This is a genomic window from Cohnella endophytica (assembly GCF_003628305.1).
Classification (GTDB): domain Bacteria; phylum Bacillota; class Bacilli; order Paenibacillales; family Paenibacillaceae; genus Cohnella; species Cohnella endophytica.
The window spans coordinates 376,170-398,821 of sequence record NZ_RBZM01000001.1 but is presented as its reverse complement, the minus strand read 5'-3'; the positions used below and the strand labels follow the sequence as shown (position 1 = coordinate 398,821).

Genomic DNA, 22,652 nt, shown 5'->3' with positions numbered 1-22,652 from the left:
CGGGTACACCCTTCTCGCGACGGCCTGCGTCGTCTGGATCGCTTCCGGCAGCTTTTTCTTGTCCATGACTCCCACTCCCTCTTACATCAGCTTGACTTTCAGCAGACGGTCACCGTGCGTGTACCAGCCTTTGGCCTCGCCGACCTTCGCGCCGTTGCCTTGTCGAACTGCCCGGCCAGACGAGTCCAGTTCGACCGGCTCGTTCTCGGCCAGTTCCGCATCCGGATGAGCGCTTATGAACACGATTCCGCGATCCTGCACGATCCCGTAGTCGCCGGGTGGAATCGCGTCCATCGCCGTCCCGTATAGCAGGTCTCCGGGAGTCCACCTCTTCACGCCGTCCCCGTCCTGCGACACCAGGCTCCCTTTGCCGATGTCCGCCTTACCGTTATTTCGAACGAACCGATGGATCGAAGGATCGCTGATGGACCACTTTCCCTCGCAAAGCTCATCGAATGCGGTGGGAATCGACGTATAGCCCAAATCCGATGTCGTAACGGCTTCGACGTAATCGATCGAATTGCCCCGCAGTTCAAAGGAAAAGCTGGATTGGACATACGACCTTAGCCGCTGAACGGCCACACCTTTGATATAGAGATAACGAAGGAATTCCGCCCGGCAGCCCTCGACGATCACGGTATCATTGCCGTAGGTGATCAGTTCGCCAATTACGATGAACGGACTGATGCAGTTGTAAAGCTCGAACCGGCAGCCTTCGCCGGCGTAACTGTCGAAGCCGTTATGCATCCAAAGCATGCCGTTGGAATGGACGCCTCTGGCGACGACCCGTTGGTCTTGCCGCAGCCCGCAAGCGAGGCCGTTCCGATAATTGCCCATATCCGGCGTGTTTTCGTTGATCAGCGTGCAGTCGACGAGCTCGATCGTGCCCTGCAGGTACTCGTCGTCGATGTGCACGGGAGCCTTCAAGTTATAGCTGACGATCGTCAAGTTCCGGAGCGCCGCGTATTCGATCCGTTGTCCGTAATAGGCCGTGTCGAACACGTTCTTCGCGTCGCTGTAGTCATCGTCCCGTTTCACGATCCGCACGCCGCCCCGGGATTGTCCGACGAGCTCCACGTAATTTTTTAAGCCCAAATACAGGTTTCCGTCATTAGAGACATCGTAGGTACCGTTCAGAATCCGCAGCACGTACCGCTTCTGGGCAGAGTTGTCCGTGATGTCGTCGAGCGCAGTCTTTAAATCCGTATAATCGCAGTCCTCGCCGACGATGCCGCCGGCTTTCACGACTTTCTCCACGAAAATGCCCATGCTGGATAAGTTCTCCTTCCGCGCGCAATTAGGGAAGCAGCTTGAAGTTCGGCATATAGCCGTGAATTCGGAACGCCCGGAATCCTTCGGCATACTCGCATCCGGCCTGCAAGCCTCTGAACTTGTCGTTGATCTCCATAATATTGAGCAAGTTGTGCGATTGATAGACGTCCATCCAGTTGAACTGGCTTGTGTGCTTGGCGAGGGCTTCCTTCTTCAACGGAAACACGTCCGTGGTGTCGACGTATACGTCCGGCAGAAACCCGACTCCGGCGGCCGACGTGTAATAGAAAAGCGAAGGGTTCTTGGAAATAGGCGGCTCGTCTGCCGGGATCAGCTTGCCCGGAATCGAAAGCATGACCTCGCTGACGATTCGACCCGTAACCGCGTGGTCCGTGCTCGGATCCTCGGGATAATGGGCCAGAATAACGTCCGGATTCGCCCAGCGGATCGCGTTGATGACGGCCCGCCGAGTCTCTGGCGTGTCTTGCAAGCCTTGATCGTCAAAGCGGAGGAAGCGAACTTCCGCGCCCAATACTTTTGCCGCTTCCAACTGCTCCTGCTCCCGCTGCGCGGCGATCGCCTCTCTGTTCTCGTACTCGTTCGATCCGATATTGCCGCTCGTCGTGAGTGCGATAAAAATGTTGTGGCCCTGTTGTTTGTACTTGAGCAAAGTTCCTGCGCAGTACACCTCGATGTCGTCCGGATGCGCGCCGATGGCCAATACGTTCATTGAGATCTTCTCGCTTTCGATGGGTTAAATTTTTGTCAAGCGAATCACGTTCCAGGAAAGCTTCGGCAGTCTCGCTCGCAAGCAGCCGTCCCGAAGCTCGGAATCGCCCCCGGCATGCGGCGTTACGTTCAATGGCTGAGTCGCCGTATTCTTTGCTTTCGGATCCGGATTTTCCAACACCAGATGTTCGACGATCCGATAACCGGCGAAATGCCGCAGATCCGATTCGACCACCAAATCCGCCGCCAAGTCCCGATTGACCGCGAAAATCGTGAGCAGCTCCGACGCTTCGTCATAGACGACGGCCGACTCCAAACAAGGAACGTCCGTAAACTCCTTGCAGTCGTACTTAGGGCTACGGATGATCGGCTTCAGCGAAACGCCTCTTCCGTACAACGATGCGTGCAGGTACGGGTAAAAAATCGTCTGCCGCCATGCGATTCCGTTGTTCGCGGTCATGATGGGGCCAATCACGTTCACCAACTGGGCGATGCAAGCAACCCGGACGCGATCCGCGTGTTTCAACAGGGTGATGATCATGCAACCTACAACGATCGCGTCTTCCAGCGTATAAATATCCTCGATCTGCGGAGGCGCGATCGTCCATCGCTCAAGCTGCCGATCGGCGGCCGCGCTGTGATACCAGACATTCCATTCGTCGAAGGAAAGCATCATCTGCTTTTTGCTTCGTTTCTTGGCTTTGACGAAATCGCAGACGGCGATGACGGAATGGATGTAATCGTCCATCTCGAGCGACTTCGCCACGAAACTCGCCGTATCGTCTTTGCGGTTCCCGTAGTACGTATGAAGCGACAAGTAGTCGACGTGGTCGTACGTATGGTCCAGTACGGTCGCTTCCCAAGAACCGAACGTCGGCATATCGCGCATGGAACTGCCGCAGACGACCAGTTCGATCGAAGGGTCGACCCATTTCATGAGTTTGGCTGTTTCAAGCGCCGTGCGCCCGTATTCGTCGGCCGTCTTGTGCCCGATCTGCCAAGGACCGTCCATTTCGTTGCCCAAACACCAAGTCTTGAACTTGTGAGGCGCTTCGTACCCGTGAGATCTGCGCAGATCGCTCCAGTATGTGCCGCCGGGATGGTTGCAGTATTCGATCAAATTCCGCGCATCCGCCGGTCCGCGCGTGCCTAGGTTAACGGCCATCATGACCTCCGCGCCGACTTTTCGCGCCCATTCCGCGAATTCGTTCGTCCCGACTTCATTCGTCTCGAGAGCCGCCCACGCCAAATCGAGTCTTCGCTTACGCCCGTCTACGGGGCCAACTCCGTCCTCCCACTCGTAACCGGACACGAAATTGCCGCCGGGATACCGGACGATCGGAACGCCCAACTCTCTGACCATTGCCATTACGTCTTTGCGGAAGCCTTGTTCGTCGGCCTCCGGATGTCCCGGCTCATAGATGCCTCCGTAGACGGCCCGGCCGACGTGCTCGATAAACGAGCCGTACAGCCTAGAATCTACGGAACCGATGACGAACGCTTTGTCTACGACCAATTCGGCTTTATTCATAGGCGACGGATTCTCCATGTCGATACATGTTCCAGCCCATGTATTTGCCGAGCGCTTCCTCGATCGAATCGGCAACCCGCGACATGTTGGAAGAAACGTGATGCTCGAAGCCGTTCTCGCAAATATAGCGAAGCAGCTTCTGGAACTTCGGCACCTGCACGACGCCGTAGCCTCCGAACGTCAGGAGCGGATCGCGGGTGAAAATCCCTTCGCCCGTATAAGCCGCGATGCCGCCGTTCAAGTCGTCCGTCGCGATGCCGCAGTAGGTGAATTGGCTCGCCTTAATTCTACCTTGGATCGTGCCGAGCGTATTTTCCCGTCCGACCGTACCCGACAGAATCTCGTGGTAGTCCATACGAATCTCTTCGAAAACTTCCTTCGGCAAGTTGCTGCAGTGGAAAACAACGCCCTTGTCCGGATCGTCACCGTAATTGTTGTTCCAGTCCAGCAGCGCGCTAGGCCTGCCCGAAGCTTCCTGAAGCGCGTACATGCCTACGAGTCCCGTAATATCGACTTCGCAGGCGCTCGGAATGAGACTGCTGCTCAGCATGCTCATAATCGTGCAAGGAACGATGCCGAAGTACTCTTCCATCGACGTCCAACATTGCAGCGCCGCGCCCGCAAGATCGTTGTCGTCCATCCATTGCTCGACGACGACGCCGAGAGACGCCATGCGGACCAGATTATCCCGCGGGAATCCCTTCACGTCGACGTAAGCCGCGATCTCTTCCAGCTTGCGCATAACTTCCGGATCGTTCTCTTTGCGCTTGTTCGCGCGTCCGAACACTTCGGACAGATCCAGCGTCTCGATCGTAATCCCCGATCGTTCCAGCAGCTTCTCGCTGTAGCGCACCGTATTGAAGGAAGCCGGGCGAGCGCCTATCGAACCGAGACGGGCGCCCCGCAGCGATTTGACGACGCGGCAAGTGGCCGCGAAACGCTGCAGGTCCGCGCGGAAGCTTGCGCTGTCGGGCTTCACCGTATGCAGCGTCGTTAAGGTGAACGGGATCCCGTATTGCTTAAGGTTGTTGCAGACGGACATCTTGCCGCAGAAGCTGTCTCGCCTGTCCTGAATGCCCATCGCGGTAAGATCGTCGGCGAAAGCATGCACGAGCACGGGCACGTCCAGGCCGGAGTACCGAATCGTATTCGCGATAGCCTTCTCGTCGCCGAAATTAGGCAGCGTGATCAGAATGCCGTCGATCCGGTCGCGGTTCGCCTTGAACAGATTGCCGCAAAGCTTTGCCTCGTCCAGCGTCATGACCGCGCCGTACTTGGTCGCGCCGACGTCCAGAAGGATGGCGTCTATGCCTTCCTCCTCCAGAACTCTGACGATTTCAGCGCGTCCCGATTCGCTCAGATGACCCGGGAAAAAGCCGCGATTCCCGACAATGACGCCCAGCGTCGTTCGTCCTCTTATTTTTCGTGCCATTCGTTTGTCTCCCCCTTATTCGCACTCGCGATCGCGTCGGCCGGTCCGGCCCATATTTCCTCTCGTTCCAGCCAGCGCCAATGTTGGAGCGGCCTGTTCATCGGGAGCCGAGCCCACCCCGATTCGATTCTGGCTTGCACCGTTTCCCAAGACCGGATTCCGCCCGTCGCGCTGAGATGCTCAACGCTGAACGCTCCGACCGCCACCGCTCCGGTCATCGTTTCCTCGGGTCCGAGCTCCAGCAGGAAGCCCTTTAAGAACCCGGCGATCGTGCAGTCGCCCGCTCCGGTCGTTCCCTCGACGCGGGTGCGGAAGCAAGATGACCACAATTCCCGGTTCCGCCACTCTTCCCCGCGTCTTGCGAACCGTTCCGAACTGCGCATATAAAGCCCTGAAGCTCCGAGCTTCAACACGACCATGCCGCAACCCATCGAGAGAAGCTGCTCGGCGAGTTCCCGGATCGTCTCCTCGGAGAGAGTCTCGCAAAGGCTATCTCCGTGGCTGTCGAGCTGCGCGTACCGATCTCGCCCGATCATCATCAGTATCTCTTCCAAGCTGGGCATGAAGATATCGACGTAGGGAAGCGACCGGCTCAAAATCCCGACCCAATCGGCCGAATACGCGGCCGTTCCTTTGCCGGGCATCGCCATGTCCAGCGAAACGCTCATTCCTTGTTGCTGCGCAGTTCGCAAAATGCCGGACAGCTGCTCGCCGCCGTCGGTATACATCCCTTTCATCAGCGGCGGATAGCCGAAGTGGAAGTGACGCGTGCCGGCGCTCCTCTCCCAATCGATATCCCCCTCGGAGAACGTGTCGTTCGTCCCGGGGCAATGAAGGAAAATGCGGTCCGTTCCCGGAGGATTAACGACGATCGTGTAGGAGCTTGTTTCTCCCTCTGCCTGGGCGATACCCTCCGCGAGCGTAGGGTGAACGTCTCTCAGCAACCGTAGCGTTAAGCTGCCGAAAAAGTCGTCGCTCACTTTTCCGACGAGACGCACCTTCGCCCCGAGCCGGTGTAGCGCGATGCCGGTGTTCGACACGGAGCCGCCGGTGCAGAACTCCGCCGCGTCCGTCTCGATCAAGCTGCCTGGCGCCAACGGAATGCCCCCGGGTTCTTCCGAACGGAATCTCGGTATGACGTCGACGGAAATATGCCCGCATACCATCACATCATCCGCCGCCGCTTCCTTGCCGGTTGGCGTCATGTGCACAGTCCCCTTCCCCAATGACCTCTTATTGCTTCACGTATTGCCGCCAATAATCGACCGATTCCCGATGGTCCGGAATGATGCTGAACTCCGACGACCACGCCTCGCGGTGGTAGATTTCGAAGATCAGCTCCGCCTCGGTCGCGCCGGAAGCCTCGAGGGCTTCGATGACTTTGTCCGCATGAATGATGCCGATGTCGTTGTACGGCTTCGTGAACGGCCAGTGCCGGCTATGTCCGGCTTCCGTCTGCTGAAGATGGATGATCGGCGATTCGCTGCCCAGTTCGCGAATCCAGCGGTAAGGATCGCGATCGTTCGGATGCGGGGCATGGCCCGGGTCCAAACACAGCTTAAAGGGAATGCCCGATCCGTCGTTTAATCTGGCGAGCAGTTCTCTCGTTTCCTCGACCGTGTTGGCGTATTCCCGGGGAATGGACATCGGCTCGAAAATCATGCAGGTCATACCGAGATCCCGGCAGAACCAACTGAGCTCCTGCCAATACCGAATGCCATCGGCCGTCCTTTCTTCCCGGCGGACCGGATCGTCGTAGTCTGCGAAGGTCAGAATACCGGGATGGCCTCCGGTCATCTTGGCCCCCATCCTCGAAGAGACGACCGCGAACTTCTTGAACCAATTCAACCAAGCTTTCCGCTGTTTCTCGTCCGGATGCATAAAGTGATTGACCCGGGTATATGAGCTGAGGAAGCTGCTCGTGATCGACAGTTTATATTGATCCGCGTATTTGATAATTTCCTCCGTCTGCTCCTCGACGATGTCGTCGGGCAGATAGACGTTCAGCAGGTCCGCGACGAACTGCACGTACTTAAGCCCCATCTCTTCCGCGACGATGCGGGTCCAGACTTTGGGCTCGGGATATTTGTTATTCGCGAACCCCATGTTAATGCCAAGCTTCAGATTCGGCGCCATGGCACGATTTCCCCTCGATTCGATGTTTTTTCTTAATGATCGATACCATAACGCCCGCGACGATCAGCGCGCCGCCCGCGAGTTGCGCGAGCCGGATCGGATCGCCGAGGACGACATGCGCGACTAGAATCGCGACGAACGGCGGAATGTTCATGTACATTGCGCTCGTCGAGGCGCCGACCTTGGAAATGCCGTTATTCCACCATAGGCCGGCCATTCCCTGAGCGAACAACGCCATGACGATCAGAAGCAACCAAGGAAGCGGATGGCCGCTGAAGTGCAGATGGCCTTGTAACTGTTCAACTCCGACCGCGGGAGCCATCAGTAAGGTGCCGATGATCGTGGAATAGATCGTGACGTCCCGTGACTTCAGAGTCATCGTCGCTTTGCGGATCATCAGGACGCTCGTCGCCAACGTCAGCATGGCCAGCAGGATGAAAAAGTCTCCGCTCGACACGCCCGACACTTTGCCGCCGTTCAATACGATAATCGCGACGCCGACCAGCGCAGCCAACGCGCCGATCAGCTTGTATCCCGTCATTCTTTCCTTAAGGACCGCGCGCGCCAGGAAAGCCGTGGCGATGGGAGACAGCGCGATAATGAGCGCCGCATTGCCCGCGCTCGTGTTCTCCAGCCCGACGAAGTAGAAAATTTGGTACATAAGCGAACTGGTAATGCCGATCAGAAAAAGCAGAACCCATTCTTGCCGGGTGGGCTTAGCAATCTTCTTGCTCATGAAGCCCACCCCGATCAGCAGAAGACAAGTGATCACTAACCTAGAGAAAGCCAGAAGAATTGGCGAGAACTCCGTCAGCAAATAAGCGCTGGCCACGTAATTGCCGCCCCATAACAAAGTAACGCCAAGCAACTGGAAAATAACCGTTCTGTCCGACATGACGCTCCGCTAGACCGACAACTCGAATCGATACGTTCCCGATCCCGCTTCGATTTTCCAATAGTCGGGTTCGTCCGCGATCGAGAAGATGCCCTCCGCCAGCTCGGCCGGTCGTTCGCTCTCCCTTAAAGAGCCGCTTCCGGCCTTCGGAACGTAGATCGTTGCGTTCGTGTTCGCCGGAATGGCAACCGTGTGGGTAAAGCCGTCTTCCGTCTTCTCCCATGCCGATCCGATTAGGCCCCGGACGGTGTCGATCGTTCCGCTGACGTGGGTCAGGTCGCCCAGAATATACGGCTTGATGACGCTCGTTCGGTACCCGTTCGTCCCTGTCTTGATTCCCGCCAAATGCTTATAGAACCAATCGTCGATCGTGCCTAGAAAATAGTGGGCGTAGGATCGTGTTTCCGCTTCCCACGCTTCCCAGAAAGTCGTGCCGCCGACGGCCAAGCAATAGCCCCAGCTCGGGTATGTCGTCTGGTTCGCGATCTGATAGGCGATTTCGCCTTGCCCGTGCTCCGTCAACACCGGCGCCAAAAACTTCGTACCGAAGCAGCCCGTGTCCAAGTGCCCGTTCGTCCGCGTCTGAATGTCCTGCGTCAAATTCTCGATGATGCGAGGGATGTTGGCTGCGGGCACGGCGCCGAACGCAACCGGGAGCACGTTGGAAGTCTGGCGGTACCCGGCTTCGATTGACGTGTGATAGACATCGTTCTCGGCATCATAAAACTTCTCGTTTAACGCCGCTTTCAGCCGCTCTTCCGCTATCAAGAACTCCTCGCGATCCGCTTCCTCTCCCAGCACTTCGGCGATTCTTGCCATCAAGTTGCAGGAATGGAGTACGTATGCGGTCGCCAGCAAATCCCCGCCTTCCGGACCGATAAAAGGACCCGGCACCGCCCAGTCCGCATAGCTCTCATCCGTACTCGTACCGTCGACCAGCCGATCCAGTTCATATTGCAAATACCGCTTCATGCCCGCGTAATGCTTGCGCATCGTCTCCCGATCCCCGTAATATTCGTACAAGGTCCACGGGATGATGACGAATGCCGACATCCACGCCGGCGTAGGCGTCATGTAAAGGAACGGACCCGGCGCCGTATGGCAGACTGCTCCATGCTCATCCTGCGAATCCGCGATATCCTGAAGCCATTTGCTGAAAAACGCCGTCAGATCGAAATTCATCGCCGCACACTCGGCAATCGCTTGCGCATCGCCCAACCAGCCACGCTTCTCGTGGAAAGGCGTATCGGTCGGAATGCTGTGAAAATTAATCCGCATCGTATCCACCATCGCCCGATGAATGCGGTCGAATAAAGCGTTCGAGCTTGCGAAGCTGCCAATTGCCCCTACGTCATTGTGGAAGACCTTTGCTTCCAACCGAACATCGCTTATCTCGCAAGCGCTCTCGATCTGGATATAACGAAAGCCTTTATAGCTGAATTTCGGCTCCCAGCTTTCCTCGCCGCCGCCCTTGCAGACATAAACATCCTCTTGCGCATTCTCCCAGAATTGATGGTCATAGCCCGCCTTCCATGTATCCAACCGGCCATCCGCTCGTGGCATTTCTCCGTAAATCAGCTTCACGCTGACCCCTGGTCGAGCAGTTAGCGTCAATCTCGCCCAGCCGGTCGTCACCTTACCGCAATCGAACACGTAAACATTCGGTTTCGGGTTCGCGACGAGGGCGAACGGGATCGTTTCGACAACGCGGATCGGCGGGACGAAAACAGCTTCAATCGCGCCTTCGGCCGGCGTCATAACATTTACGGGAACCCACTCTTTGCTCTGAAATCCGGCCTTGTTCCAGTCGTTCTGCTCAAAGCGCGCATCATACTTATCGCCATACCAGATGTTATCGTCCCGGGTTGGACCGTCCGCCGTTAACCACGAGCGATCGCTGACTACCGTACTGCTCGTTCCATCCGTATAATCTATCTGTAATTGCAGCATGAATTTCGGTTCAATCGTTCCTGTGCTTGGCTCGGGCTTGCTTAAATTGTCGCCGATCCAGTCTTTACCGTACGCGTAATGCCCGCGCCCCAATTCAACGCCGATACAGTTATTGCCGATTTCCAAAAGCTGCTCGCCTTCGAATGTCAGATAATACACGCGTTTAGGAAACTGCGTATAATCAGGCTGCAGCAACCCGTCGCCCAGCCGCTGTCCGTTTAAGCTGAGTTCAAAATAACCGAGGCAGCACATATACAGCCTGGCTCGTTTAGCCTTCTTCTCGACCGTGAACTCCTTGCGGATCAGCGGAGCCGGACCTCTTCGTTTGATCCGTCCCCACGGCTGATCGCCGAACTCCGCGATCGCCTTCGCATGCTGCCAACCGCTAGCCGCATAATCGGCAAGCTTCCAGCCATCTCCGTCCGCAATAGAGGTAACCCATGTGGAATCGGTCGAGATCCTTTCGATGGAGCCATCCTCATAATGCAACTCGAAGCTGGCAATAAAACCCGCATGGACCGAGTCCGTGTTCACGACCTCGCATACGAGGCTGTTATCCCCTTCGATCAGCTTGGCGGTGAAATCGATATAATAGAAGGGCGAGGACCAATCCTGCTTCCATCTCTTATTCTGCTTAGCGATCGTGCTTCCGTTGACGAATAAAGTGAACAGACTCCCGCAAGTACCGTGGAAGATCGCTTGCCGTAACGCTTTATGCGAAGGCAATCGAATGATTTTGCGGAATACAACTCTAGCTTCATCTTCTGCCTCCGCCAGAGGATTTAACGTATGCCAGATCCACCGGCAGCCGTCCAACGGATTGTAGCTCGAATTGCCGCCGATCCACTCTCCTCGCCACTCCCCGGAATGCAACAAACCCGTTTCGAACCAGGCGGTGAAGCTCCATTCCGAAGCGGCGCCTTCTCCGTCCCACACCATGACCTTCCAATAGTAACGTTGGCCGGATAACAGCCGACTTCCCGCATATCGAATTTGCAGCGTCTCATCCGAAGCCACTTTACCGCTATCCCAGGTTCCCCCGATCGAACGATCCACTTGCGTCTCGTCCGTATCGACGATAATACGGTAGCCCGTTTGCCGCTGAGCCCGCTTGGAAGCACCCAGCTTCCAACTGAACAAGGGCAGCATCGTGCTGATCCCCAGGGGATTGACGGTATTCTCCGTTTTCAATTCGAAAGCGGATACTGCAGCATGATTACTTATATTTGCGCTCATCTTTGCTCAAGCCCCCCGTGCCGAATCATCAACGTCGCTTGCCCGGAAAGTCCGGAAGGCTGCGGCGACTGAACACGTTTCCTTTCGTTATGGGCGTTCAGTCGCTTGTCGCGAATTTGTTTTATTTTCTCCGTAAAATACGGCCAATTGTTCGACACGGGACTTTCCGGCTGCGGTTCGTGCAAATCCGGAGACAGCATATGATTAATCCACAAGTTCACGACTTTAATGGACAGCTCGTTCTCTCCTTCAGTTAACCAATCCGTCAGATCAAGACGTCTTGGCGCTTTCCAGAGTACTCCCGCGCTGCTGCCGTTCACGAATACTTCAGCCACTTCGTGAACGCCTTCCAGATTCAGCCAAACGCTCTCCCCCGGATGGATTGCAGATATCGTCACTTTTTTGTCGTAGAACGCACTTCCGCAGTAATATTTCACATCCGCGAACTGCTCCCAGGTTTGCAATTTCTCCAGCTTGCGCTCAAAGTTCGCTTCAGGAATGCGCAGCGTCCAGCTATCCGTAATGTCTATTGAGCGGTCAACCCGTGGCACTGCCGGCAGTGTCCCGTCTTCCCCAACTTCCGCCGCTTCCGCGAGCTGGTCATCGAAGACAACGACGAAAGACTGAAACGGCTCGAATGCAAATTCAATGCTAGCTTCGTCGCTGCCCGGAGGAAGCTGGACGTGCCGAACAGTCTGGCGGGTCATCGGATCAAGCACGGCCGCTGTCCGACTACCGTATTTAAACCGCATGCGCGCTTTCCGTTCTTCACCGCACACGTTCGCCACAAAGTAAATATGACCGCCCTCATGAATCCGATGCACGTAACCGATCGACTGCGCTGCTACGTTCGAGCCTGCCGCCTCATCTATCGATTCGATCGCCACATCGGGAGCCTCCGACTCTTTTAACCGCGCGATCAACTGAACTTCATCCTCGACAAGGATCGTTTTGCCTTTTCCGACTGTCTTCCAACTGCCAGCTTCGCTATCCATCAATTGTTCCATGATCTGATCGAGACGTCGATTGTTTGCCTCTCTGTCGATATATCCGGGCACGGTGCACGGTCGATCCGATACGGCAATGAGAATGCCCCCCGCTCGCACGTATTCCAACAGTTGGTTGGCCGTATTCAGAGGCAGTCGGGTCACCTTCGGCAAAATTATCGTTTTGTATCGATTGGCGCCGATTTCCAATCCGGAGTCTGTCAGACGAGACAAATCGGTAATGGCTTCATCATTCAGAAAATCGAAATAATAGCCCGACTTGTGCACCAGATTGACCAAGCTTTTGCCCATATGCTCCTCTAGTTTCATCCCCAGATGCAGTTCGGCTATCGGCATCGTGGACCAAATATCGGACTGCGGCAAATAGATCGCAACTTCCGCGTAGCTGTCACCCGTTTGCAAGAATGCAGAAACCGTATGAATATAGGAAGAAAGGATCGGGTAGTACTCCCACCATGTATTGTTATGAGAAATAAAGGATGAGGCATAGAAAGCCCATCCCGGCTTGCCTGCCGATTCCGGCGAGTAGGAATAGCCGTGATTGACGATTTGATTAATACCGTCCAGGAACACCGCATCGACCGCCGCTTTCATCATTTCCAGCGTTTCCATAAAACGCGGCACGCGCAGCCAAGTGAAAGTCTCGTTCGAAATGACCTTGCGCCCGTATACGTGACCGGCCGAGGTAGCCAATCTGCGATGTACCGTGTTCACCTCGTACTTGTCATTCGGACCAAAAGTTTCGCCTTCCGGATAATCAGCCGCCGCATAGGCCTGTAGGATATCGCCCCAGGTCCCATGCGCCTGTATTCTGGTTTTTACTCCCTTAGAGTGGCTCCATGCGGTAAAATTGCGGAAAAAGTTCTCGATCGTTAACTCCGAAAACGTTTTGTAGAAGTCATAGCGGATATCCGCCGTAATGTCGCCGACGTCCGCCCATAGGGCCGGCATAAACGGCGTCAACTCATATCCTCTGCGAGCGAGAAATTGCTCCGGCATAATCTGCGTCCAGTTGTTGCCACCCAGCTCGATTGAATCGCAGAAGAAAGCGCGGATGCGACCTTGCCCCAGCTTCTCCACCAGCGGGTCGCCAAATTGCGCGAAGTAAAAGTCGGACACATCCTTCCGGCAATGGTCGATCGCGTAACCTTCCATTCCCGGCGCTGGTATGCCCACCTGCTGCTTATACAGGCTTGTGATAAAGATGTAAATTTTCCAATGGCCTTCCGGGATGCTGATCTTGTTCAGGCAATGTCCCCATTCCCAACCGTGCAGCCAAGTAACGTCCAAATGATCCGAGATATCCACTAACGTATCCGCAAGGATGACGCCATTCTCGAATTTACCCATCACGGCCCTGCAAGGCGTGCCTGGCAGCATCGTCGTAAAATCCCGCTCAAATTCAGTTGGACCTATAAGATCAATTTGGTAGGGAATCAAGATTTCCGGCGCCATGTCGTAAGGGACAAACGGGCCTCCGAACGGCCAGCCGGAGCCGAGCGTCAAATCCACGAACATTCCCATTTCCTCGGCTACCGTCAGCGTATAGTCCATAATCTCGATAAATTCCGGCGAGTGATACATCCGATTTTTAATGCCTTGCGCCTCGGTGTCCTCCTGAAGCGGGTAAGTGACTTGAATTTCAACCCCGGCCAGACCAGCTTCTTTCATATAGGCAAGCTCCCGGCGAACTTCCTCTTTCGTTACGGCCGCTCCATACCACCACCAACGCGTAAAACTTCTCGCTTCTTCCGACGGATTTTGCAATAATTTCTGATAGTCTATATGGGATCTGCTCATCTCGATACCTGCCGTTCTTCAAGTTTTATGAGAATTAAGCGCTTTCCAAAGCCGATTGCAAATCCTCCATTAAATCAACCGGATCTTCAAGTCCGACGGAAATCCGGATCAGATGCTCCATCCGAGGATCATATTCCGTCCCCGTAAATTGTTCGTTCTCCCCGCTCATGCCCGGAGAATAAACCAGGCTTTCGAAGCCTCCCCAGCTCACGCCGATCTTGAAATATTTCAATCGGTTGATTACCCGCGCTGCGGCAGCTCTACCGCCATGAAGCTCGAAGCTTAACAATCCCGAAGGCTCGTCGAATTGCTTCTTGGCTAACGCATACTGCTCGTGGCTAGGCAGGAAAGGAAAATTCACTCTCGCCACTTTGCCGTTCTCCTCTAGCATCTTAGCGATCTGCAAAGCCGAGTCGGCATGCTGCTTCATCCTTAATCCGAACGTTTTTAATCCGCGTGTAACAAGCCAAGCCTCGAAGGGACCCAACGCGCCGCCAAATAATACATACTCGGTCTGTTCGATGCTCTCAATTATCGCTTTGGACGAGATCACTGCTCCGGCAATTACATCGCTGTGTCCTCCCAAATACTTGGACGCGGAGTGGATGACGACATCGATCCCCCACTCGATCGGGCGAAAATTCGCAGGGGAAGCGCACGTATTGTCGATAACGGTACGCAGTCCATGTTCCTTGGCGATGCTTACGATGGCTGCGACATCAAAGACTTCCATAAAAAACGTCGAGTACGATTCGCAGACGATTAATTTGGTATTCGGTTTAATCGCGGCGCGTACGCGTTCCGTTTCCCGAAAATCGATAAAATCAACCGATATACCGAACTTTTTCATATAGGGACCTAGAATCGCAAAGGTTCCGCCATAGGCCGGCATACTGCAAATCACATGGTCGCCTTGCTGCAAGAAGTTAAACAAAACAGTGGAAATTGCGGCCATTCCGGAGGCGAACACTTTAGCGGCTTCACCGCCTTCTAGTGCGGACAGCTTCTTCTCAAGCACTTCCAATGTCGGATTGCTGTGCCTGGAGTAGTAATAGCCTTTCCCCGCTTGGAATGCTTCGTAAGAATCATGGACAAACGTAGAGTTTAGAAAAATAGGCGGAATAACCGCACCATGGATATTCTCTTCGCCATAGTGGGCCAGCATCGTCTGCAGACCTGTCTTCATGATTGGAACAACCTTTCGTCGATGGTGTAAATGTCGTTTCTTAGGATTTCGAAATGTTTGCGCATAATTCGTTTTGCGGTTTTCACATCCGACGCTTTCATCGCGTCTAGAATTTGCCGATGTAGCGGTTCCGTTCCTCTGCCGAATACCGGGACGTTAACGGAATCAAGGACGCGGTCCGCCCACATACTTTCGAGATCCTCGATCGACTGAAATAAATTCATCAGCAATCGATTGTTAGCACCTTCATACAAGGTTTTGTGGAACAAAAAGTCTTCCTGCCGAGGAATTTCGCCTTTGCTTCGTTTCCGCTCGTATTCCTCGATAATTGTCTCCAATTGCGTCAGACAAGCGCTTTGGCCTTGATTGACAATCTGCTCGATGGCATACTGCTCCATCATTTCCCGAAGATCCAATATTTCCAGCAACGACCTTTTCTCCAGCGAAATGCGCAGCTTCAAATCCGTGACTTCCCCAAGAATGGTTTTCTCGGCCCGAAGATACATTCCGCTCCCCGGTCTGATTTCAATCATTCCATAGCCTTCGAGTTTCTTCATCGCTTCCCGGAAAGAAGCTCTGCTGATTTGAAAATGTTCGCAGAAAAACCGTTCGGGTGGTAGGCGATCCCCCTGGCTAAGTCCTTTATCAACAATAAAGTTAAGCACTTCCTCGGAGATCGACTCATGCAGCTTTTGCCTTTTTAACGATTTAAGCATTTGAATAATCACAACCTTTTCAACAAATAGGTAAGTTGTCTGACCAATTTATTGATAATATAAGTGATTTCAAATGCGGCGTCAACATCTTCGAAGGAGTTTCATGTTAACTCCGTTCCTCCGCTTCCGTGCGTAAGCTCAGTAAAATTTTGGCAACCTTTCCCGGATCCTCGATCAACTTGTCGAAGCACGAAGCGCCTTGGGACAGAGGAGCCGTCTCCGTCCACTCCATCATCCGGACTCGCCCTTCTGAGAGCCACTGAAGCGCGGTCTCGAAGTCGTCTTGCGAATATGCGAACGCTCCCTTGACCGAGATCTCGCTGCGAATCATGAGGTTCACGGGCAAATTGCTGTCTGCTTCATGCAGTCCCGTGAAGACAACCCTCCCGTTCGACCGCACGGCTTCTACGCATCCGGTTCGAGTCGATTGTGCTCCCACCGCGTCGATTGCGGCATCGAAGCCTACATCCGCGCTGTCCAGCCCTTTGGCGGCTTTACCGCCCAATGCTTCTGCGATTTCCAACCGATGATCGTTCCGATCAATTACGACCACGTCCCGAATTCCGAAAGCCTGTGCCGCTTGCAATGCGAATAATCCAATCGGCCCCGCCCCATAGATGAGCAGCCGATCGATCGGCTTTAATTCAAGCAACCTGCATACGTGAACAGCACAGGCAAACGGTTCCGCGAACGCCCCTTGTTCGAATGTGACGTGTTCGGGAAGCAAATACGCGTTCCTCTCCGGTACCGCGACGTATTCCGCAAATGCCCCGGGAAGATGCGCGCCTAGCAAAGCCCGCTCGGCGCACAGCTGCGAAAGGCCGTTGCGGCAATAGAAACAGGATCCGCAGGTCACGAGCGGATTGACGGTCACCCGGTCACCCTGCCTAAATCGCAACGTGTTTGAGCCTGTGCGTTCGATTACGCCGGTGAATTCGTGCCCCATGATGAGCGGCGGTTTCCTCAAGGAATTGTGCCCCAGGTAACCTCCAAGCTCCGACCCGCATATTCCCGCATGCTCAACTCGTATCAACACTTCGTTTGGGCCCGGCTCCGGGATCGGAACCTGTCGAATGTTCATGGTGCGCGGCCCTTCATAGACCAAAGCATTCATCATGATTTTTCGCTCCCCTTATCCGACTCGATATCGGTTCAATACCGTTTCATTGATTTCAATGCCCAAACCCGGACGACTTAGCGGAACGTTAACGTATCCGTCTTTGAATTCTACTTCCCGGCTGACCAAATCCCTCGCGAGCGGCGAAGTCGATACGGTGTGTTCGATCATAAAGCCGTTCGGAATCGCGGCGGCGAAGTGCGTGCTGGCCGCAACCAGAATTCCCGTCTTGAATGCGTGAGGCACGATTTTTTTGTGCCTGTCGTACGCGAGATATGCGATTCGTTTCCCTTCCGTTAATCCTCCGACTCTGGCCAAATCCGGTTGGATAATATCCAAGCCCCCTTCATCCAGAAGTCGCTGGAACGCAAGCCTGCCGCTTTCTTGTTCACCGCCGGCAATAGAAATGCTCGTGCGCCTCGAAAGCTCGTGATAACCCTTAATATCATTGGAATGAACGGGCTCTTCCAGCCAGTAGACTTTATACTTCTCGTACACTTCCGCCATCCGCAAGGCTCCCTTTAAGTCCCACGCAAGACCGGCATCGATCATGATGTCGATCTCATCTCCAACCGCGTTGCGAATCGCTTTGATTTGTTCCTCGTCGAACTTCGGATCCTTACCGATCGGGCCCCAACCGAATTTCATCGCGCGATACCCTAGTTTGGCGTATCGCTCAGCCATATGAGCCGCTTCGTCGACCGTATCCGGCATTAACGCGCTCGCATAGGCTTTCAATTTGGAATTGAATACGCCTCCCATCATCTCGCAGACAGGACGATTCATTGCTTTGCCGAAAATATCCCAAAGGGCAATATCCACGCCGCTCATCGCATGCAAGGCTGGGCCGGACCTTCCGAAATAGATCGTACCGCGATACATTTTGTCCCAAAGGCGTTCGATTTCGATGGGATTCTCCCCGATCAATAAGCTGCGCAGCCCGACTGCGATCGAGTGGGATGCCGGCGCATCCACTACTGCTTTGGCTACGAGTGGGGAAGAATCCACCTCCCCCACGCCTGTTATCCCCTCATCGGTATGAATCCGAATGACCAAGGTGTCTTGTGTCCCATCGCATTGAGCAGCGTCAAGATCCGGGATTCGCAAATAGATCGCTTCGACTTCAGTAATTTTCATGCGTTCATCTCCCTGTTTGATAATCGGCAATCGACTCCAATAAATCTTCGCGCAACGGTGTAAATGTCTCTAATAAGAGAGAGTCTTCCAGTGCAATAATTGAGTGCGGGGTATTACTCGGAACCCATATTTGATCCCCTGTGACAGCCACGAGTACTTGCTCGTTTAAGGTCAATTGTATTTTACCTGTTACGATATAACTGAGTTGTTCGTGCGGATGAGCATGTTCGGGACCGATTCCACCCTGTTCAAACTCGACCAGCATACTCATTAATTGTTTGCCGGGCGGCAATACTTTTCGTTTCACAAGCTCCGACACTTGCTTCCATTCTCCTACCGACATTCTTTCTGCATTCCTTTCAATCAGGGAAGTAATGAACCTACAATATTCCGAGGATAGGCTTTGGCTCTAATGAATCCTTCCGCATAACGAACCCCGCATTGAATCCCTCGGAACCGGGAAGTGACCTCGATCATTTCCATTGCATTCGAGCCATATTGATCTTGCAGCCAGTCGCCGATTTGGCTCTTATGTTGGGCAAGCATCTCTCTTTTCAATTCGAACGTTTCCGTAATGTCAACGTACTCCTCCGGTTGAAAACCCAGACCTGCAACGCTCTCCATAAAATAAACGATCGGAATTTTATCCAGAGGCGGGCTGGCGGTCTTAATGTTGGGAACGGTTGTCATGATCGCAACGTCGTTGGCAATTCTGCCGGTAATCGTATGATCCGGATTGTAGAGATCATCGGGCCAATGTGTCAGCACGACGTCAGAATGGCTTGAACGCATTGCCTCGATAAAAGTAAGCCTCGTGTTTTCCGAATCGAATAAAAACTCGTCGGGGTAACCCATCCAAATGACTTCCGCACCGATCACCTGAGCCGCCGCGAAGGTCTCTTTTTTGCGAATATCCGCGATTTCCTCTTTTGTATGCGTAGCAGAGCCGACTTCCCCGTTGGTTGCAATCGCTATGGTTACCTTATCCCCGCGCATTGCGTATTTCGCCAACGTACCGCCGCACCAGATCTCAGCGTCATCAGGATGAGCGCAAATCGCCAATACGTTCATTGTGATCCTCCTTTTTACCGGTTTAATGTTATCATAATTACGGCTTTGTAAATTGTCAACAATCGATCATGAACAATCAATTGATTGCTTCTTTCTTTTTCTTTATAATGTCTATAGGTGGTTGAAAAAGAGGAGTTTGATGATGGAACCTTTTCAATTTAAAAGCCAAGAGAACCTTTCCCTACGGCAAAGAGTGATCAATGACATAAAAAACGCCATTCTCCACGGACATCTTAAGCCGGGAGATAAATTAAAAGAATTAGAAATCTCGCAACAGATGTCCGTCAGCAGAGGACCTATTCGCGAGGCGCTTCGCGATCTGGAAGCGATGGGACTTATCGTAAGTTCCCCCTATCGGGAAACGATGGTCGCCGATGTAAGAAAAGATGAGGTTGTCGATTTATTGATCCCCGTTCGTTTGCAACTGGAAATGTTCGCAATCAAACAAAACCAGCTCAAAATGGATGATACTTTCTTCGACAAAATGAAAATAATCGTAGATCACATGAAGATCGCAGCCGATCAAGGCGACCTATACGAACTTGTTGAAGATGATATCCGGTTTCACGAACACGTACTTGCGCTTGAAAACTCATCTTACACGACGCAAATTTGGTCTGGGATCGTAAACAGGCTCCGGTTGCATTTTATTAAGAACACAAGCCGATTAACGGATTTGCAAAAAGTGGTTAACGACCATATTGCATTGATGGAAGTTCTTCGCACAGGAACGATTGATCGAATCGAAACGATTTGGGCAACGCATATCCAAGATGAAGACTGTTTACTCTGTTTTGAATAACAAAATGCCGCATCGATGATCGTATTCGGATCAAGGATGCGGCATTTATTTATGGATCAGACTCCACTTCGAGGCCTTATCTCTTCTCGATCAACATCGCGATACCTTGTCCTCCGCCGATACAGAGACCGGCAATGCCTGTCCGTCCGTTCCTTCGTTCCAGCTCATGCAGAAGCGTAACCAAAATTCGTGCTCCGCTGGCGCCGATCGGGTGTCCGAGCGCGATCGCCCCTCCGTTAACGTTCAGCCGTTCTTCATCGAGCCCGAGCTGTCTCGCGACGGCGATCGCCTGCGCGGCGAACGCCTCGTTCAACTCGAAGAGGTCGATTTCTTCCGACGAAGCGATGCCAACCGCGGAAAATAGTCGGCTCATGGCCGCATATGCGCCCATCCCCATGATCGAAGGGTCGATGGCACTGCTCGCGTAACCGCGAATGGCTGCGAGCGGCCGAATCCCGAGTTCGTTCGCTTTATCGGCGGACATCAGGACGAGCGCCGCGGCACCGTCGTTGATGCCGGACGCGTTTCCGGGAGTCACGGTTCCGTCCTTCTGAAAAGCAGGACGCAGCTTGCTGAGCGTCTCGTTCGTCGTGCCGAAGCGCGGATATTCGTCCTTATCGAATACGAGCGGCTCGCCCTTCTTCTGTGGAACGCGAACCGGCACGATTTCCCGTTGGTACGCTCCTGCCGCGAAAGCCCGTTCTGCCTTCCGCTGGCTCATCGCCGCGAATACATCCTGTTCCTCGCGCGAGATGCGATAGCGTGCGGCTACATTTTCCGCCGTAATGCCCATATGCACGTCGCTCATCGCGCACCATAGGCCGTCACGGATCATCGAATCGACTAGGGCGGCATCACCCATTCGAAGACCCGAACGCGCCTCGTTCAGCAAATACGGCGCCCGGCTCATGTTCTCCATTCCGCCGGCGACGACAATATCCGCATCGCCCGTCCGGATCGCCTGCGCTCCGAGCACGACCGCCTTTAAGCCGGATCCGCACACTTTATTGATCGTCATGGCCGGAACTTCGTTCGAGAATCCGGCTTGCAGCCATGCTTGCCTTGCCGGATTCTGTCCGAGTCCCGCCTGAAGCACGTTACCCATGATGACTTCGTCGACCTGCTCGTCGCGCAATCCGGCGCGCACGAGCGCTTCCTGAATGACGATTGCTCCCAATTCAGTCGCGGGCACGGAAGCAAGGCTGCCTTGAAAACTTCCGATCGCCGTGCGAACGCCGCTGACGATAACGACTTCTCTCATGACCTCCCCTCCTTTTCGGTCCCGAGAAGACCTGTGCTTACCTGATAATAAGCCTCAGTCTTCTCCCGAACCTCTTCCAGCGTTGCATCGGGCTGCAGCTCGACGAGCGTCATCTCCCCGCCATGGAAATCGAACACCGCAAGCTCGGTGATGAGCCGATGCACGACCCGCTGACCTGTCAACGGAAGCTCGCAGAATCGCTTCACCTTCGACTCTCCTTGCTTGTTGACATGTTCCATAATGACGACGATCCGTTTCGCGCCATGGACCAAATCCATCGCTCCGCCCATTCCCTTAACCATCTTGCCCGGAATCATCCAGTTGGCCAAGTCTCCGTTCTCCGCGACTTCCATGCCTCCTAGAATCGCAAGGTCGACATGCCCGCCCCGGATCATCGCGAACGACTCCGCGCTGTCGAAACAAGAAGCGCCGGACACGGCGGTTACCGTCTCCTTGCCCGCGTTGATGAGATCGGCGTCCTCGAGCCCATCCTCGGGATAGGGGCCGATCCCGAGCAGGCCGTTCTCGGACTGCAGCATCACGCCGCGTTCGGCGGGAATTTCATTCGCGATCAAGGTCGGCATCCCGATTCCGAGGTTGATATACATGCCCGACTTGATCTCCTCAAGCGCTCGCGACACGATTTTCGAACGGCTGCTTTTCATTCGTTCTCCCCCTTCGGACTCCGCGTAGTTCGGCGCTCGACCCGTTTCTCGTAATGCCGGCCAAGCACGACGTGCTGCACGAAGATACCCGGCGTATGAATCTCGTCCGGATCCAGTGCGCCGATGTCAACGATCTCCTCCGCTTCCGCGATTGTCACCTTGCCTGCGGCCGCGGCGAGCGGGTTAAAGTTGCGGGAAGTGCGGCGATAGACGAGATTGCCGCAAGTGTCCGCCTTCCAAGCCTTCACCAACGCGTAGTCGGTCTTGATCCCTCGTTCCAGCAAATAAGCGCGGTCGTCGAACGTTCTCGTCTCCTTACCTTCCGCCACCGGCGTGCCTACCCCTGCCGGGGTATAAAAACCCGGAATACCGGCGCCGCCGGCGCGCAGCCGTTCGGCCAGCGTCCCTTGCGGGACGAGTTCAACTTCCAGTTCACCGTTCAGGAATTGCTGCTCGAACGTCTTGTTCTCTCCGACATACGAAGAGACCATCTTCTTGATCTGCCGATTCGCCAGCAGCAGTCCGAGGCCCCAATCGTCCACGCCGCAATTATTGCTAACGATCGTTAATCCGCTTGTTCCCCGATCCCGCAGCGCCGCGATCAAATTTTCCGGAATTCCGCACAAGCCGAATCCGCCGACCGCGATCGTCGCTCCATCCGGAATGTTCCGAATTGCCTCTTCGGCCGAACGCGCTAATTTGTCCATGA

The 22,652-nt window shown here is 54.3% G+C and carries 19 protein-coding genes; 1 reads left to right on the top strand and 18 read right to left on the bottom strand.

Annotated elements, in window-relative coordinates:
• Positions 1 to 81 precede the first annotated feature (81 nt).
• The 15 genes from D7Z26_RS01915 to D7Z26_RS01845 form a co-directional block, all read right to left on the bottom strand.
• On the bottom strand, positions 82 to 1,269 hold the full coding sequence (locus tag D7Z26_RS01915) for a hypothetical protein (RefSeq protein ID WP_120974222.1): 1,188 nt from the start codon (positions 1,267 to 1,269) through the stop codon (positions 82 to 84).
• Positions 1,270 to 1,297: 28 nt separating this feature from the next.
• On the bottom strand, positions 1,298 to 2,002 hold the full coding sequence (locus tag D7Z26_RS01910; RefSeq protein ID WP_120974220.1) for a PIG-L deacetylase family protein: 705 nt from the start codon (positions 2,000 to 2,002) through the stop codon (positions 1,298 to 1,300).
• 24 nt (positions 2,003 to 2,026) lie between these two features.
• Positions 2,027 to 3,532: an arabinosylfuranosidase ArfA gene (arfA, locus tag D7Z26_RS01905; protein ID WP_120974218.1), complete on the bottom strand. Its 1,506-nt coding sequence runs from the start codon at positions 3,530 to 3,532 to the stop codon at positions 2,027 to 2,029.
• Positions 3,525 to 4,964 carry an L-fucose/L-arabinose isomerase family protein gene (locus D7Z26_RS01900; RefSeq protein ID WP_120974217.1) on the bottom strand — a complete coding sequence of 480 codons (1,440 nt, stop codon included), beginning with the start codon at positions 4,962 to 4,964 and terminating at the stop codon, positions 3,525 to 3,527. Before D7Z26_RS01900 ends, arfA begins: the two co-directional genes overlap by 8 nt.
• Positions 4,949 to 6,169, bottom strand: coding sequence for a carbohydrate kinase family protein (locus D7Z26_RS01895; protein ID WP_120974215.1), 1,221 nt, complete (start codon positions 6,167 to 6,169; stop codon positions 4,949 to 4,951). Before D7Z26_RS01895 ends, D7Z26_RS01900 begins: the two co-directional genes overlap by 16 nt.
• A gap of 28 nt (positions 6,170 to 6,197) precedes the next feature.
• The gene (locus tag D7Z26_RS01890) at positions 6,198 to 7,100 is read right to left on the bottom strand and encodes a sugar phosphate isomerase/epimerase family protein (protein ID WP_120974213.1); all 903 of its coding nucleotides are present in this window, start codon (positions 7,098 to 7,100) and stop codon (positions 6,198 to 6,200) included.
• Complete coding sequence (locus D7Z26_RS01885) at positions 7,072 to 7,995, bottom strand: DMT family transporter (protein WP_120974210.1); 924 nt, start codon at positions 7,993 to 7,995, stop codon at positions 7,072 to 7,074. The genes D7Z26_RS01890 and D7Z26_RS01885 overlap by 29 nt, the downstream gene beginning before the upstream one ends.
• A 9-nt stretch (positions 7,996 to 8,004) precedes the next feature.
• Entirely contained in the window at positions 8,005 to 11,181 is a 3,177-nt protein-coding gene (locus tag D7Z26_RS01880) for an alpha-L-rhamnosidase (protein ID WP_120974209.1), read from the bottom strand.
• Positions 11,178 to 13,988, bottom strand: coding sequence for a glycosyl hydrolase (locus tag D7Z26_RS01875; protein ID WP_120974207.1), 2,811 nt, complete (start codon positions 13,986 to 13,988; stop codon positions 11,178 to 11,180). The genes D7Z26_RS01880 and D7Z26_RS01875 overlap by 4 nt, the downstream gene beginning before the upstream one ends.
• 34 nt (positions 13,989 to 14,022) lie before the next feature.
• The gene (locus D7Z26_RS01870; protein ID WP_120974205.1) at positions 14,023 to 15,174 is read right to left on the bottom strand and encodes a trans-sulfuration enzyme family protein; all 1,152 of its coding nucleotides are present in this window, start codon (positions 15,172 to 15,174) and stop codon (positions 14,023 to 14,025) included.
• Complete coding sequence (locus D7Z26_RS01865; RefSeq protein ID WP_120974204.1) at positions 15,171 to 15,890, bottom strand: FadR/GntR family transcriptional regulator; 720 nt, start codon at positions 15,888 to 15,890, stop codon at positions 15,171 to 15,173. Before D7Z26_RS01865 ends, D7Z26_RS01870 begins: the two co-directional genes overlap by 4 nt.
• A gap of 106 nt (positions 15,891 to 15,996) precedes the next feature.
• Positions 15,997 to 17,007, bottom strand: coding sequence for a zinc-dependent alcohol dehydrogenase (locus D7Z26_RS01860; RefSeq protein WP_233566554.1), 1,011 nt, complete (start codon positions 17,005 to 17,007; stop codon positions 15,997 to 15,999).
• A gap of 15 nt (positions 17,008 to 17,022) precedes the next feature.
• Positions 17,023 to 18,144, bottom strand: a complete 1,122-nt coding sequence (locus D7Z26_RS01855) for a mandelate racemase/muconate lactonizing enzyme family protein (RefSeq protein ID WP_120974202.1) — start codon at positions 18,142 to 18,144, stop codon at positions 17,023 to 17,025.
• Between the two features lie 4 nt (positions 18,145 to 18,148).
• Complete coding sequence (locus tag D7Z26_RS01850) at positions 18,149 to 18,463, bottom strand: cupin domain-containing protein (protein ID WP_233566553.1); 315 nt, start codon at positions 18,461 to 18,463, stop codon at positions 18,149 to 18,151.
• 44 nt (positions 18,464 to 18,507) lie between these two features.
• Complete coding sequence (locus tag D7Z26_RS01845) at positions 18,508 to 19,215, bottom strand: PIG-L deacetylase family protein (RefSeq protein ID WP_120974198.1); 708 nt, start codon at positions 19,213 to 19,215, stop codon at positions 18,508 to 18,510.
• 142 nt (positions 19,216 to 19,357) lie between these two features.
• Here D7Z26_RS01845 and D7Z26_RS01840 point away from each other — a divergent pair, with 142 nt between their 5' ends.
• Entirely contained in the window at positions 19,358 to 20,017 is a 660-nt protein-coding gene (locus D7Z26_RS01840; RefSeq protein WP_158602148.1) for a GntR family transcriptional regulator, read from the top strand.
• Positions 20,018 to 20,093: 76 nt separating this feature from the next.
• Here D7Z26_RS01840 and D7Z26_RS01835 read toward each other — a convergent pair whose 3' ends face one another.
• The 3 genes from D7Z26_RS01835 to D7Z26_RS01825 are packed head-to-tail and all read right to left on the bottom strand — an operon-like array spanning position 20,094 to position 22,650.
• On the bottom strand, positions 20,094 to 21,278 hold the full coding sequence (locus tag D7Z26_RS01835) for an acetyl-CoA C-acetyltransferase (RefSeq protein WP_120974194.1): 1,185 nt from the start codon (positions 21,276 to 21,278) through the stop codon (positions 20,094 to 20,096).
• Positions 21,275 to 21,943, bottom strand: coding sequence for a 3-oxoacid CoA-transferase subunit B (locus D7Z26_RS01830; protein ID WP_120974192.1), 669 nt, complete (start codon positions 21,941 to 21,943; stop codon positions 21,275 to 21,277). The genes D7Z26_RS01835 and D7Z26_RS01830 overlap by 4 nt, the downstream gene beginning before the upstream one ends.
• The gene (locus D7Z26_RS01825) at positions 21,940 to 22,650 is read right to left on the bottom strand and encodes a CoA transferase subunit A (protein WP_120974190.1); all 711 of its coding nucleotides are present in this window, start codon (positions 22,648 to 22,650) and stop codon (positions 21,940 to 21,942) included. Before D7Z26_RS01825 ends, D7Z26_RS01830 begins: the two co-directional genes overlap by 4 nt.
• Between the last annotated feature and the right edge of the window lie 2 nt (positions 22,651 to 22,652).